Consider the following 13293-nt stretch of genomic DNA (forward strand, 5'->3'; position numbering starts at 1 on the left):
CTTCATGCCACCAGCGCGGCCCCAGCGCAGAGGCCGCTCGAGATGTCGGGCACCATGATCATGCACGGCAGCGTTGCCGGCGCTTTCAACTCGCTGCGGGCGGCCGCAATGTCGGCGACCTCGACATCGCTGGAGCAGATCAGGCGTCGTTCGGATGAAACTGGCCCCAGGGCCAAGCCTTCCAATGCTTCGATGACAGCATTCACTGCGCTTCCTCCATGCGGGTGTCGTCTTTGACGACGACGAGGGTCGGCCGCCCACGGCGGCCGGTTCGGCTGCCGTTCTCGATAGCCTCGAGTGCGGCGAGCATCTTCTGATCGGGGGCAAGGCGACGGGCCGGTCCGATCACCAAAGTCGAATGCATGTGCAGTTCGGCGCTCGCCAAGGCATTCACCGGCATTCGATCCATGCGTGGCTGGTGGGTGGCAATCGTCGGTGCTTCGTAGACGATGACTTCGTGCTGCGCGGGATAGAACGTCGACAGCTTTTCCACGAGTAGGTTGCGATAAGCCGACGTGGTGGAGTAGCGCGTAAAGCTGCGATCCCCCGCGAGCGCGACCTGCCAGAGGACTACGTAGCCGGCGGTATCGACCGGCCGGTCGCAGCAGAGAAACTGCGTCGCCTCGAAATGCTGGCAACCGAAGCGGCCCGGATCGATGCCGAGATCCGCGTAAAGACAATCTTCCGCGGAGATACCGGGCTGCATTTCGGCATCGAACCCTTCGCTGCGGGCGACTGCAATGGCGTCGTGCGCGACCTGCGCGAACACGCCGGGATGCCCGTAGAACGCCGCGCACACGCGTCGACCGGCGCGCACTTCGGCGAGGATCGCGCCGACCATCTCTTCGTACGTCGTGCGCCGGTTCTTGCCTTCGGCGTAGTAGGGCTGAAGGCTGCGCACGTCGGGATGCATCTCCTCGACCCAGCGCTCGACGAGTCCGTCGGAGGCGAGGACAAAGACGACGTCGGCCTGTTCGATCGTGTTGCGCGAGCGCGGCGTCAGGTGGGCGCCGAGCATCATGCCGAGGCCCACGCAGGCCAGATATCCCGGACGGGACTGTTCCATCGTCACGCGTCTGCTCTCCCCTGTTGCGGGGAGGCTAGCACGCGACGATGGGGCGTCAGGCGCCGTCCACCAGCACGTCCGCGTCGCGCTTCTCCACCACCAGCACCCGTGCCTCGCCCTGCGGAATCGCGCGATGGACGACACCGTCCCGCGCCGACCAGACGTCGCCCGTGCGCAGCAGGGTGTCCTCGACCGGAGCGCGATCGTGGGCGCGCCACTGCATGAGCACTTCGCCGTCGAGGACGACGAACAGCTCGTCGCCGTCGTTGACGTGCCAGGGGTAGGCGGCATCGGTCCAGTGGATGTGGGCGGCGAGCTCGCCGAAGTCGGCGGCTGGCACGGCGCCCCAGGGGCGGGACGTCGTGACTTCGGGACCGCGCAGGACGCGCGCGGTCATGGGCAGGACGCCGGACGCAGGGCGGGCCGCGTCGCGCGACGGCGGGCGACGTCGGCCGGGTCGCGGCGACGGCGCGTCTGCACGGGCCAGCCGGCCAGCGAGACCGGCCCGGCGGTATGGGCCCCGGCGAGCAACGCGGCGAGGGTCTTGAGGAATACGGAACGGCACATGGCGGCACCTCCTCGGATGGGCGGCCAGTCTCGCGCGGGCACGATGGATTGATAATCCGCCCGATCGTGGCTTCTTTGTTTCCACCTGCACACCAATAACGCCCTGCGACTGACCGAGCGCCTCGCCGACATGGCCGTGTTCGCCGCCGTACTCGACGCCGGTGGGTTCACCGCGGCGGGCGGGCGGCTGGGCCTGACCAAGGGCGCGGTGAGCAAGGCGGTCGGCCGGCTCGAGCGCCACCTCGGCACACGCCTGCTCAACCGCACGACGCGCCGGGTCGCGGCAACCGAGGCCGGCGACGCGCTGCTCGCCTACTGCCGGACGGTGGTGCAGCAGGCCGATGCTGCCGAACAGCACCTGGGCGTGTTGCGGGACGTGCCCCGCGGCCTGCTCCGCATCACCGCCACGATCAGCTTCGGCGTCGCTCGTGTGTCGCCGCTGCTGACCGGCTTGGTTGCGCGCCATCCGGACGTGCAGGTCGCGTTGCGCCTGGACGACACCGTCGCGGACCTCGTCGGCGATCGTTTCGACCTCGCCATCCGCATCGGTCGCCTGCCCGACTCCGGGCTGGTGGCACGGCGTCTCGGCGCGATCCACGGCTCGGTGGTGGCGTCACCCGACTACCTCGCGCGTCGCGGCACGCCGCATACGCCCGCCGATCTCGTCGATCACGACTGCCTGCGCTACGACGAACACGCGCGCACCTGGTCGGTGCCGGGGCTGGAGTTGCCGATCGGACGCGGCATCGCGGTGGACAACACGCTGGGCCAGCTGCAGGTGGCGCTCGCCGGTGGCGGCCTCGCGCTGCTCGCCGACTACATCGCCGAGCCGCACGTGCAGAGCGGCGCGCTGGTGCGCGTGCTCGCCGACGACGTGCGTTCGCGCATCGATGTGCATGCACTGCATCCGTATGCACGCACGCCGCCACAGAAGGTGACTGCGGCGATCGCGTATTTCGCGGAGTGTCTGGCGACGTAGGAAATCGCCAGTTAGCCTTCAATCCGGCAAGCGGCTGACGGCACGCTCCAAGCCATCGGCGCAGACGGCGACATCAACCACAGGCGCGCAGAAGCAATCGCTCAGCGTGCCTCCGTCTTTCCGGATCAGTTGCTCGAATGCCCGGTAGTCGGCGAGGCACGCAAGTGCAGGATCGTTACCTCCGGAAGCCGTTCGTCGTATTCAGTTGATTGCGCCTGCGTCGTCAAGTACTGCGCGATAAGGGGATGGGTTTTTGAGAATGTTTGGTTCGGATCGCCATCCAGCGCGCCGCCATGGAGAAACGCAACATCACTGTTGCTGCGCTGAATCCGTACGATCTCCTTCATTTGCTCATCTTCCGACCGCGGCACCAATGCATAGATCTCCCACATTGGGGACCGTTGCCTCATCAGAGCGTACGCACCTGGCCAATACGGCACCGCCAAGAAGCTGCGTCCAGCTGGCTTGATGTCGGCGACGTGATCTCTTATCGCATCCACTTCATTCGCGCTGGCGACCTGCAATTTCAGCGTCTCGCCGACGACGTCATGGTCGGCCCAATGCCCCGTCCTTGCCTGCCAGCCGGGCCGCTCGGGAACAATCAGCAGCGCCGTGAACACCAGGATGATGAAATGAATCGCAACTCGCACGCTCCGTCGCTCGTAGGGGTAGAGCGCTACCGCGATCAGACATGGCGCAATCGATTGCGCCAGATGGCCGATATCCGCGCGGGAATAGGCGAAATGAGCGTACGGAACAGCAAGGATCGCGGCAGCCGCGGCAACCGGTGACCTCGACTGCAGCTCCCGCCGAGCCGCGAATCGAACGCCCAGCACCAGCACGGGCAAAGCCAAGAGCATCAGGAACCCGGTGCCAAGTAGGAAGCGACGAAATGAAGTCCACCCCCCAAAAGGATCGTCACTAAGCCACGGCCAAGGTACGGGAAGCGGAAGGTTCGTTGCGCCACGCTCGAACATGATGGAAATAGATCGCAGGAACGGCTCTGCCAAGCCGTGCACTCCGACCAAGGCCAACAACATGGGCAGATACCCGATCGCAACACCTGCCGCGAAGCATGTGGCGCGAGAGGCCAAGCCTGCATATCCCCCTTGATGCGCGTAGGCAAAGAGAAGAATCGATCCGATTAGCCCATAGACACCATGATTTCGGCCGACGATCGCAGCAGCACCGACCACGATACCCAGCAACACCGTAGCGACGCGCGACTGGCTGCGCAGCCATCCGGCCGCGGCCGCAATCAACATGATCGTGGTCGATGTGTCGTAGAGCTTATGCCGCGGGTACATCCACAGCACCACGATGAGCCCGGTAAGAAGAAGCGTTGACCACTCCAACAGTTTCGTTGTGCGTACCACTGTGAAGAGCAGTGCGGCGACAGCGAGAAGCTGGAAGCTATCCGAGGCCAGGCGGACGACGGTAATGCCATCGGAATGCAGGATCGAAATAAACGCCGCGGCCCAGTAATAGCGAGCTGGGTCGTAACTCTGGAAGTCGCGGATGGGGACTTCACCGAGCGCTACGCGCTGAGCGCCATACCAGAGATATCCCTCATCCCATAGGCTCAACCCTGCACTCAGCTCAAGACAGCAGATCGTTCCCACAAGAACGATTGCCACGAGGATTGCTGACTTGCCCGTGGGGAGACGCATTTTGGAAGGGCCCGAGGGAATTGCACAGGTTGGTTCCCGCGCCATCACAAAATTGCCGTCTTGTTGCACGTCGAATCCTCGATGAGTCTAGGTGTAGCGCCACAACGCGAACGCATGATCCGCGCTGAATTACGTGCCACGGGCGAAGTTCCTATACCTGCCCGTAGCCAGCGACCAGCGCATCGACGACGGACGGATCGGCGAGCGTCGACGTATCGCCGAGCTGATCGGCCGCGCCTTCCGCGATCTTGCGAAGGATGCGTCGCATGATTTTGCCCGAACGCGTTTTCGGCAGGCCCGGTGCCCACTGGATGCGGTCGGGCGTAGCGATCGGACCGATCTCGCGGCGCACGGTCTGCACCAGCGCGACACGCAATGCATCGGTCGCCTCGACACCCGCCTTCAGCGTGACGTAGGCATGGATGCCCTGGCCCTTGAGGTCGTGCGGATAGCCGACCACCGCGGCCTCGGCGACATCGTGATGCGCGACGAGCGCGCTCTCGACTTCCGCGGTGCCGATGCGATGCCCGCTGACGTTGATGACGTCGTCGACGCGACCGGTGATCCAGTAGTAGCCATCGGCATCGCGACGGCAGCCGTCGCCGGTGAAGTACATGCCGGGATAGGCCTTGAAGTAGGTCTCGATGAAGCGCGCGTGGTCGCCATACACCGTGCGCATCTGCCCGGGCCAGGAATCGAGCAGCACGAGGTTGCCTTCGGCTTCGCCCTCGAGCATCGCGCCGTTCGCATCGACGAGTGCGGGCTGGATGCCGGGCAACGGCAGCGTCGCGGAGCCGGGCTTCAATGGGGTTGCACCCGGCAGTGGCGAGATCAGGATGCCGCCGGTTTCGGTCTGCCACCACGTGTCGACGACCGGGCAACGCGCATCGCCGACGACGTCGTGATACCAGCGCCAGGCCTCCGGATTGATCGGCTCGCCCACGCTGCCGAGCACGCGCAGCGAGGCACGCGACGTGCGCTTCACCGGCGCGTCGCCGTCGCGCATCAGCGCGCGGATCGCGGTGGGCGCGGTGTAGAAGATCGTGACCTTGTGGCGGTCGATCACGTCCCAGAAGCGCGAGGTGTTCGGGAAATTCGGCACGCCTTCGAACACCACCGACGTCGCGCCGTTGGCGAGCGGGCCGTAGACCACGTAACTGTGGCCGGTGATCCAGCCGACGTCGGCGGTGCACCAGTAGACGTCGTCCTCGCGCAGGTCGAACACGGCTTCGTGCGTCCAGCTCGCCCAGGTCAGGTAGCCCGCCGTCGTGTGCAGCACGCCCTTGGGTTTGCCGGTGCTGCCCGAGGTGTAGAGGATGAATAGTGGATCCTCCGCGTTCATGGGCTCGGGTTCGCAGCTGTCGGGCTGTCCCTCGACCACCGCATGCATCCAGCGATCGCGTGGCATCTGCATGTCGATGCCGGCGCTGGTGTGGCGCACGACCAGCACCGTCTCCACCGAATTCGTGCCGGGCAGTTTCAGTGCCGCGTCGACGTTCGCCTTGAGCGAAATGCGCTTCCCACCGCGAAGACCCTCGTCGGCGGTGATGACGAGCTTGCTGCTGCAATCGGCGATGCGGTCGGCGATCGACTGCGGCGCGAAGCCGCCGAACACCACCGAATGGATCGCGCCGATGCGTGCGCAGGCCAGCATCGCCACGGCGGCGTCGACCGTCATCGGCATGTAGATCGTGACGCGATCCCCCTTGCGCACGCCGAGATTACGCAGTGCATTGCCGAGCCGGCAGACGCGCGCGTGCAGCTCGTGGTAGCTGACGCGCTGCGCGGGCTGCGACGGATCGTCGGGCTCGAAAATCAGTGCGGTACGGTCGCCCTTCGTCGCGAGGTGGCGATCGAGGCAGTTGACGCTGACGTTGAGCTCGCCGTCCGCGTACCAGCGGATGCGGAAGTCGTCGTGCGCGAAGCTGACGTCGCGGATGCGCGTGGGTGCGCGGAACCAGTCCAGACGCTGCGCCATGCGGCCCCAGTAGCTGTCGGGATCCCGACTCGCCTCGTCGCGCATCTGTTGCGCGGCGGCGGCGTCGATGCGCGCGCTGGCGGCGAGGTCGGTCGGCACGGGAATCGTCTCGGACGACATGGGCGGCTCCTCGGAAGACCTGCAGAGTGTGCCGCAGTTACAGCGCGCGCACCGCGCGCCGGGCGCGTCGCAGCTCGAGCACCGACGGCATCAGGCCGAAGATGATCGCCGTGACAACGATGGTGGCGATCACCGCCGTGGGAAACGCCGGCGCACGCATGCGCCACGACCAGTCGGCCTCGGCGCCGTCGACCAGGCCATGCAGCGCAGGTGCGTGCAGCAGCGCGAGCAGCGCGAGTGCGAGCCAGGGCACGGCGTCGAGGGCGACATGGATCTTCTGTTCCAGCGGCCCGATGTGGCGCACGCGGTCGGCGAAGCGGGCGTCGCGCCACGACGTCCAACCGTGCACGGTCACTGCGGCCGTCGCGATCAGGAACACCGGTGCGGTGACGTCGAAGAACAGCACCAGCAGCACCGGAATGCCCATCTGCACGCACATCGCCACGTGCATCCATGACTCGTGAGTGCCGGTGTGGCGTTCGATGCGGTCGCGCCAGTGCACGAGCACGTCGCCGACACCGGCCGCCAGCCACAGCGGGTAGATCACCGCGCCCAGTAGCATCCACAACCACGACGCGGGCACGAGCCCGGCGACGGTGGGGTCGCCGCTCATGCGGCCGAGTTCCGAGGCGCGTGCGTCATACGCCGAATGGGTAGGTTTCGGGGACGCCGCCTGCGTGCGGTCCCTCGAGCGCGTCGACGGCGTGCGTGGTCTCGAACCAGACGTAGGCATCGAACTGGCGCGGCAGCGAGACCTCGGCGTAGTGGCTCCAGCGCTCGGTATCGGGCCGGTAGATCACGCCGATGAAGCGTTCGAGGCGCTCCGCATCGAGCTCGCGACGCAGCGCCACATCCGCGCCGCGCAGGTGCAGCACGCCGCAGGGCTCGCCCGCATCGAAGAACTGCTGCTCGACGCTGCCCGTCATCGACGGTTTGACCTGCATGACGCGCATGGGCGAATCCCAGTCGCTCGCGGCGGCCACAGTGCCGGTATGGGTGCCGAAACCGATCAGCGCCGCGTCGTCGCCGAAATGCTCGCGGCAGAGCTGCCCGAGGTTGAACTCCCCGCGCTCGCGGCCCATTTCGGTGAAGCGCGCGTCGCCAATGTGCGAATTGTGCGCCCAGACCACCGCGCGCGAGGTCTCGCCGCGTGCGCGCAGCACCTGCAGCAGCGTTTCGGCCATGTGCGCGTCGCGTACGTTCCAGCTCTCGGCGGCGCCGCGATACATCGCACGGTAGTAGTTCTCCGCATTGGCGACGAGACGCGCGTTCTGCTCGGCCTCGAACGCGTCGGCGCCGTCGCGGCGCGCGAACTCCAGCCGCTTCTCCAGCATGTCGCGCAGCATCGCGACCACCGCCGTCTCGCAGCGCGCGTGCTCGTGCGTGAGCGCGGCGAGCCCGTAGTGCGCCGGGTCCTTCGCCCACGGCGTGAGGCAGGCGTAGCGCTCGCGCGCGAGCGCGGCGGTCGCGGGGTCGACGTCGTCCAGATAGTCGATCACCGCGCGCATCGACGTGCTCAGGCTGTACAGGTCGAGCCCGTAGACGCCCGCGCGATCACGCGCCTCGCGCGCCTCGTTGAAATGGCGCATCCAGCGAAACAGCGCCGCGACTTCCGCATTGCGCCACATCCAGGTGGGAAAACGCGCGAACGGCGGCGGGCCTTCCGCATTCGGCGCGCGGTGGCGCACGTGGCGATCGATCACCGCCGCATCCGGCCAGTCGGCCTCGACGGCGACGATCCGGAAGCCGTGGCGCTCCACCAGCCGCTTCGTGATCGCGGCCCGCGCGCGATAGAACTCCGATGTACCGTGACTTGCTTCACCCAGCAGCACGACGCGGCAGTCGGCATAGCGGTCGAAGGCTTCGGCGAACGCAGGGTCGTCGATGTCCGGCAAGGGCTCGATCGCATCGCGCAACCGCGTGGGCAGACCGGACGCGGGCGGACGTCGCTGCGACGCCGGTGCATGCGGCGTGCGTGCGGTGGAAGGCGCCTGGTCGACGTGGCGGTGCATGGCCGTCGCTCGCAAGGAGGCCTCGACGCTAGCGCGCGCGTCGTCGCGATCCGATCAATCACCACGGCCGCCGCAACGCTGCGTAGGCACCACGACGACGCCGGATGCGCGCGGCAGTCCTAGCATCCCCGCTTTCCCCCGCAAGGAGCCGGACATGATCGACCTGTACTACTGGGGCACACCCAACGGCTACAAGATCCGCCTGTTCCTCGAGGAAACCGGTCTCGCGCATCGCATCGTGCCTGTCGACATCCGCGCCGGCGAGCAGTTCACGCCCGAGTTCCTCGCGATTGCGCCGAACAACCGCATTCCCGCCATCGTCGACACCGCACCTGCGGACGGCGGCGCGCCCATCTCGCTGTTCGAGTCCGGCGCGATCCTGCTCTACCTCGCCGAAAAGACCGGCCGCTTCATTCCGCAGGACCTGCGCGGCCGCGCCGAGGTGCTGCAGTGGCTGTTCTGGCAGATGGGTGGCCTCGGACCGATGGCCGGGCAGAACGGCCACTTCAACGTCTACGCGCCCGAGAAGGTGCCGTACGCGATCGACCGCTACACCCGCGAAACCGCGCGCCTGTACGGTGTGCTCGACAAGCGCCTGGCCGATCGCGAGTTCGTGTCGGGCAACGAGTACACGATCGCCGACATGGCGATTTATCCATGGATCGTCCCGCACGAAGCGCACAAGCAGAACCTGGACGACACGCCGAACCTCAAGCGCTGGTTCAAAAAAATCGGCGCGCGCGAAGCGACCAAGCGCGTCTACGAGGATGCGCAGGCGTCCTACGCGACGCCGATGACGGACGAGGAGCGCAAGGTGCTGTTCGGGGCGCCGGCGAAGTAAAGGGGCGCCTGCCGAGCGCGATGCGTCTCCACCGACTCGCAATGAGATCGGCGGCTGTCTTCCAGGCACTGGAAGCGCGAAGGGAATCGTGAAGACCCCGAAGGGGCGGCCGACACGATGTCGGCCGTCGCCACCCGAGCCATGGATGGCGAGTGTGGCGATCGCGAGGAGATCGCACGTCGCGAGCTGTAGATCCGTCGAGAAAGGTGCTTTCTTTGGTTACTTTTCTTTGCACCAGCAAAGAAAGTAACTCGGCCGCGTCAGCGGACGAAACGCTCGTGCTTCGAATATGGCCCACCGCGAGACGCAGGCGGACACCTCGACCTACAACGACAACGACAACGACAACGAACTCTCGAAATCGCGTCGTCGACCACCGACCGGATCATCAAACGCCAATCGCTTCGCCAGCAACGCAAGCGACGCCCCCTCAGCGGTGACGACGCCGCCATACAACGGATCATTCGCAATCGCCGCCCCGAGGCCCGCCATATGCACGCGCAGCTGGTGCTTCCGCCCCGTCACCGGCTCGAGCGCATAGCGCCACAGACCTTCGCTCCGTTCAACCACATCGATCCGGCTGTGACTGTTCGCCACCCCGTCGACCTCCCGCATGGTGTGAAACGGCACGCCCCGCTCGATCCGACTCTCGCGTACGAGCGGAAACGCGACGCCCGGTAACGCCGGCGCGATCGCCTCATACCGCTTTCGAATCGCGCGATCGCGAAACAGCGCCGCATACGCATCCCGCGTGGCCGCCCGCAGCGAAAACATCACCAGTCCCGCCGTATCGCGATCGATGCGATGCAGCGGGACGATGTCCTCGACGCCGAGTCGCCGCACCATCCGCGCGAGCAACGTATCGCGCACGTAGCGCCCCGCCGGCATCACTGCCAGACCGTGCGGCTTGTCGACCACCGCGATGTCGTCGTCGACATGCACCAGCGTTTCGACGCCGCCGCAGACCGGCTCATCGGGCACTTCGCGGTAGTAGAAGACGTCGCCGCCGACCGACAACGCCGCGTCGGCGTCGAGCGCGCGGCCTTGGGCATCCAATACACGCCCGCGCCCGAAGCGCGATCGCCAGGTCGTTCGATCGATCGACGGAAACCGCGCACACAGCGCCTCGAACACGGTCGCGCCCTCACCCGGCCGCAGCTGCACCCGGCTCGCGCCGACGCCATCGATCGCCGGCGGTTTCATTCAGCGCTGCGGCGGTGCCGCGAGTTCGCGTGCATCGAGCACGCCGTCGTGATTCACGTCCTGCTTCGCGAATCGCGCCGCCAGCGCGGCGCGATGCTCGGCGAGCGACACCGGCTTGCCACGCCCGCCCGGCAATTCCGCCTGCGACACAACGCCGTCGTGGTTCGCATCCATGCGCTCGAACGCATAGCCCATCCACGCCTGGAACTCGGCGAGCGACACGCGGCGATCGCCGTCGGTATCCATGCGCGACAGGTAATCATCCCGCGACGTCACCGGCGTGCCGGCGATCGCGGCGCCCGCAAACGACGAGGCCGCGCAGATCAGCGCGGCCCCGAGGTGGCGAATGCCGTGGCGCATGTCAGTGCGCGGACGCGAGCGCATAACCCTTCATGCGCGCCGAGAACTGCTGCAGCGAGGCGATGCCGCTGGCCTCGGCCTCCTGGCACCAGGCCTGCAGACGCGCGAGCGTGGCCTTGGCGTCGTGCGAGCGATCGTCGAGCACCGCGGCGAGACGCGCGCGGTATTCGGCGACGGTGGCAAGCTTCGGACGCTCGGCGAGGAACGCCTGCAGGCGTGCCTTCTTCTCATCGTCCAGCCAGCGGCCGCCATCGGCGAGGCCCTTGCGGAGCTTGCGCGGCAACATGCTGCGCATCTTCGCGCCGGCCGCCGCGGCTTCTTCGCGCAGCGCGGGCAGCGTGACGCCGCGGTAGTAGTCGGTCATCGCCTGGAAGCGGATCGCGAGCAGCGCCTTCAGCGTTTCGCCATCCGGCATCGCGACGTTCGGGCGCACGTCGAGCGACGGCGCGACGCGCAGCACCTTCGCCAGGCCCACCGCCTCCAGCCCGCGCAGCGCGAACCAGCCGATGTCGAACTCCCACTTGCGCAGCGCGAACTTCGCCGACGACGGGAACGCGTGGTGGTTGTTGTGCAGCTCCTCGCCGCCGATCCACACGCCCCACGGGGTGAGGTTGGTCGCGGTGTCGGTGGTCTCGAAGTTGCGGTAGCCCCACCAGTGGCCGAGACCGTTGACGACGCCCGCGGCCCAGAACGGGATCCACGCCATCTGGATCGCCCACACGGCGATGCCCTTGAAGCCGAACAGCGCGAAGCTCAGGAACAGCAGGATGGTCGGGCCCATCGTCGCGAACGGCGTGTAGAGCTTGCGCTCGATCCAGTCGTCCGGGCAGCCCTTGCCGTACTTCTCGATGTCCTCGCGATTCGCGCGCGCGTCGCGATAGAGCTCGACACCGCGCCAGAACACGGTCTTGATGCCCTTGATCTGCGGGCTGTGCGGATCCTCTTCGGTCTCGCACTTGGCGTGGTGCTTGCGATGGATCGCCGCCCACTCCTTGGTGATCATCGACGTCGTGAGCCAGCACCAGAAGCGGAAGAAGTGCGCGAGCACGGGATTGAAATCGACCGCGCGGTGCGCCTGCGAGCGGTGCAGGTAGAGGGTGACCGTGAGGATGGTGATCTGCGTGGCGACCAGCAGGTAGACCAGCATCGATCCCCAGCCGAACTGCAGCAGGCCGCCGGCGAGGAAATCGGTAAACGCAACGGACATCGAAGGGCTCCGGGGGAAAGCGGCCGTGGGCCGTGCCGCGAGGCGGCTCCCGAATGATGACACCGCTTCGTCGCCCGCGATCGTGACCGGGCCCGCAGGCGACGCGGGCGTTCATCTGCACCCCGACGGCGCATGCACAGGCGTATGACTAGGGTGCGCGTTCCCCCTTCACGACCGACCCCGCGCATGCGCATTGCCCAGATCGCCCCGCTGTACGAAGCCGTTCCGCCTCGCCTGTACGGCGGCACCGAGCGCGTGGTGGCGCATCTGTCCGACGCCCTGGTCGCCCGCGGGCACGACGTCACCTTGTTCAGCTCGGCCGACGCGTGCACCCGCGCGACGCTGGTGCCGGTGCGCGACCAGGCGATCCGCCTCGATCCCGCGCCGCTCAAGAGCGACCTCGCCGCCCACCTGTCGATGCTGCACGAGGTGCGCAAGCGGGCGGACGACTTCGACGTGCTGCATTTCCACGTCGACATGGTGCATTTCCCGCTGTTCGAGGACATGGCCGCGCGCACGCTGACCACGTTGCACGGCCGCCTCGATCTCAAGGATCTGGCGGGCTGCTACCGCCGCTGGTCGCAGTTCCCGCTGGTGTCGATCTCGAAGAACCAGCGCGAACCGCTGCGGGCGGCGAACTGGGCCGGCTGCGTCCATCACGGCTTTCCGCCGGAGCTGTACCCGTACAGCGCCGCCGCAGGCGGCTACCTCGCGTTCCTCGGCCGCATTTCGCCTGAGAAGCGGCCGGACCGGGCGATCGCCATCGCGCGTGCGGCCGGCATGCCGCTCAAGATGGCGGCCAAGGTCGACGACGCGGACCGCGCCTACTTCCACACCGTGATCGAACCGCTGCTGCAGGGCCCGGGCGTGGAGTTCATCGGCGAGATCGGTGACGCCGACAAGCCGGCCTTCCTCGGCAATGCCGCCGCGCTGCTGTTCCCCATCGACTGGCCGGAACCGTTCGGCCTGGTAATGATCGAAGCCATGGCCTGCGGCACGCCGGTGATCGGCTGGCGCTGCGGCTCCGTGCCGGAGGTGATCGACGACGGCATCAGCGGCCGCATCGTCGACAGCGAGGCCGAAGCCGTCGCCGCGGTCCGCGATCTCGCGTCGCTGCCGCGCGCCGCCGTGCGCGCGGCGTTCGAGCGGCGCTTCACGGCCGATGTGATGGCCGCGAACTACGAAGCGCTCTACGCCGACCGCCTGCTCGACACCGCCACCGCCGGCGAGGCCGTCGTCACCCCGGCACTGCTCGAGCGCGCACAGACGGCGCGCCTGCGCGCCTGACGC

13 protein-coding genes and 1 pseudogene are annotated in these 13293 nt (G+C 67.2%); 3 read left to right on the plus strand and 11 right to left on the minus strand.

The features are described from left to right. Positions 1–2 precede the first annotated feature (2 nt). From DWG18_RS13000 to DWG18_RS15335, 4 genes are read right to left on the minus strand one after another with little or no spacing between them, the layout of a single operon-like run. A complete protein-coding gene (locus tag DWG18_RS13000) occupies positions 3–206 on the minus strand; it encodes a hypothetical protein (protein ID WP_115647581.1) in 204 nt (67 codons plus the stop codon). Beyond that, on the minus strand, positions 203–1066 hold the full coding sequence (locus DWG18_RS13005; RefSeq protein ID WP_205289357.1) for an SAM-dependent methyltransferase: 864 nt from the start codon (positions 1064–1066) through the stop codon (positions 203–205). The genes DWG18_RS13000 and DWG18_RS13005 overlap by 4 nt, the downstream gene beginning before the upstream one ends. 55 nt (positions 1067–1121) lie before the next feature. Then, positions 1122–1463: a cupin gene (locus DWG18_RS13010; protein ID WP_115647583.1), complete on the minus strand. Its 342-nt coding sequence runs from the start codon at positions 1461–1463 to the stop codon at positions 1122–1124. Next, on the minus strand, positions 1460–1633 hold the full coding sequence (locus DWG18_RS15335) for a hypothetical protein (protein WP_162823844.1): 174 nt from the start codon (positions 1631–1633) through the stop codon (positions 1460–1462). Before DWG18_RS15335 ends, DWG18_RS13010 begins: the two co-directional genes overlap by 4 nt. Before the next feature lie 130 nt (positions 1634–1763). Here DWG18_RS15335 and DWG18_RS13015 point away from each other — a divergent pair, with 130 nt between their 5' ends. Next, on the plus strand, positions 1764–2612 hold the full coding sequence (locus DWG18_RS13015; protein ID WP_115647584.1) for a LysR family transcriptional regulator: 849 nt from the start codon (positions 1764–1766) through the stop codon (positions 2610–2612). 125 nt (positions 2613–2737) lie between these two features. Here the strand turns inward: DWG18_RS13015 and DWG18_RS13020 are convergent, their stop codons facing one another. The 4 genes and pseudogenes from DWG18_RS13020 to DWG18_RS13035 form a co-directional block, all read right to left on the minus strand. Continuing rightward, positions 2738–4351 (minus strand): hypothetical protein, encoded by a 1614-nt coding sequence (locus tag DWG18_RS13020; RefSeq protein WP_162823845.1) that lies wholly within the window; start codon positions 4349–4351, stop codon positions 2738–2740. 112 nt (positions 4352–4463) lie between these two features. After that, a pseudogene (gene acs, locus DWG18_RS13025) lies at positions 4464–6380 on the minus strand (acetate--CoA ligase); the annotation flags it as partial. Positions 6381–6417: 37 nt separating this feature from the next. Beyond that, entirely contained in the window at positions 6418–6993 is a 576-nt protein-coding gene (locus DWG18_RS13030; protein WP_115647587.1) for a diguanylate cyclase, read from the minus strand. 25 nt (positions 6994–7018) lie between these two features. Continuing rightward, complete coding sequence (locus tag DWG18_RS13035) at positions 7019–8392, minus strand: erythromycin esterase family protein (protein WP_115647588.1); 1374 nt, start codon at positions 8390–8392, stop codon at positions 7019–7021. 154 nt (positions 8393–8546) lie between these two features. Between DWG18_RS13035 and DWG18_RS13040 the strand changes: the two genes are divergently transcribed. After that, on the plus strand, positions 8547–9233 hold the full coding sequence (locus DWG18_RS13040; RefSeq protein ID WP_115647589.1) for a glutathione binding-like protein: 687 nt from the start codon (positions 8547–8549) through the stop codon (positions 9231–9233). A 324-nt stretch (positions 9234–9557) separates the two neighbouring features. On the opposite strand, the gene DWG18_RS13045 is transcribed toward DWG18_RS13040, so the two are convergent. The 3 genes from DWG18_RS13045 to DWG18_RS13055 form a co-directional block, all read right to left on the minus strand. Then, entirely contained in the window at positions 9558–10250 is a 693-nt protein-coding gene (locus tag DWG18_RS13045) for a pseudouridine synthase (RefSeq protein WP_343195066.1), read from the minus strand. 186 nt (positions 10251–10436) lie between these two features. Then, positions 10437–10796: a hypothetical protein gene (locus tag DWG18_RS13050; protein WP_205289358.1), complete on the minus strand. Its 360-nt coding sequence runs from the start codon at positions 10794–10796 to the stop codon at positions 10437–10439. A 1-nt stretch (position 10797) separates the two neighbouring features. Next, positions 10798–12003, minus strand: coding sequence for a fatty acid desaturase (locus tag DWG18_RS13055; protein WP_115647592.1), 1206 nt, complete (start codon positions 12001–12003; stop codon positions 10798–10800). Between the two features lie 186 nt (positions 12004–12189). On the opposite strand from DWG18_RS13055, the gene DWG18_RS13060 reads away from it, so the two are divergent. Then, the gene (locus DWG18_RS13060; RefSeq protein ID WP_115647593.1) at positions 12190–13290 is read left to right on the plus strand and encodes a glycosyltransferase family 4 protein; all 1101 of its coding nucleotides are present in this window, start codon (positions 12190–12192) and stop codon (positions 13288–13290) included. Positions 13291–13293 lie beyond the last annotated feature (3 nt).

The sequence above is a fragment of the Lysobacter sp. TY2-98 genome, from assembly GCF_003367355.1.
Classification (GTDB): Bacteria; Pseudomonadota; Gammaproteobacteria; order Xanthomonadales; family Xanthomonadaceae; genus Cognatilysobacter.

What these genes read in the sequence shown, in the direction of transcription:
- DWG18_RS13005 (WP_205289357.1), bottom strand. Translation starts at nt 1,066, where the DNA reads ATGGAACAGTCCCGTCCGGGATATCTGGCCTGCGTGGGCCTCGGCATG.
- DWG18_RS13010 (WP_115647583.1), bottom strand. Translation starts at nt 1,463, where the DNA reads ATGACCGCGCGCGTCCTGCGCGGTCCCGAAGTCACGACGTCCCGCCCC.
- DWG18_RS15335 (WP_162823844.1), bottom strand. Translation starts at nt 1,633, where the DNA reads ATGTGCCGTTCCGTATTCCTCAAGACCCTCGCCGCGTTGCTCGCCGGG.
- DWG18_RS13015 (WP_115647584.1), top strand. Translation starts at nt 1,764, where the DNA reads ATGGCCGTGTTCGCCGCCGTACTCGACGCCGGTGGGTTCACCGCGGCG.
- DWG18_RS13030 (WP_115647587.1), bottom strand. Translation starts at nt 6,993, where the DNA reads ATGAGCGGCGACCCCACCGTCGCCGGGCTCGTGCCCGCGTCGTGGTTG.
- DWG18_RS13035 (WP_115647588.1), bottom strand. Translation starts at nt 8,392, where the DNA reads ATGCACCGCCACGTCGACCAGGCGCCTTCCACCGCACGCACGCCGCAT.
- DWG18_RS13040 (WP_115647589.1), top strand. Translation starts at nt 8,547, where the DNA reads ATGATCGACCTGTACTACTGGGGCACACCCAACGGCTACAAGATCCGC.
- DWG18_RS13050 (WP_205289358.1), bottom strand. Translation starts at nt 10,796, where the DNA reads ATGCGCCACGGCATTCGCCACCTCGGGGCCGCGCTGATCTGCGCGGCC.
- DWG18_RS13055 (WP_115647592.1), bottom strand. Translation starts at nt 12,003, where the DNA reads ATGTCCGTTGCGTTTACCGATTTCCTCGCCGGCGGCCTGCTGCAGTTC.
- DWG18_RS13060 (WP_115647593.1), top strand. Translation starts at nt 12,190, where the DNA reads ATGCGCATTGCCCAGATCGCCCCGCTGTACGAAGCCGTTCCGCCTCGC.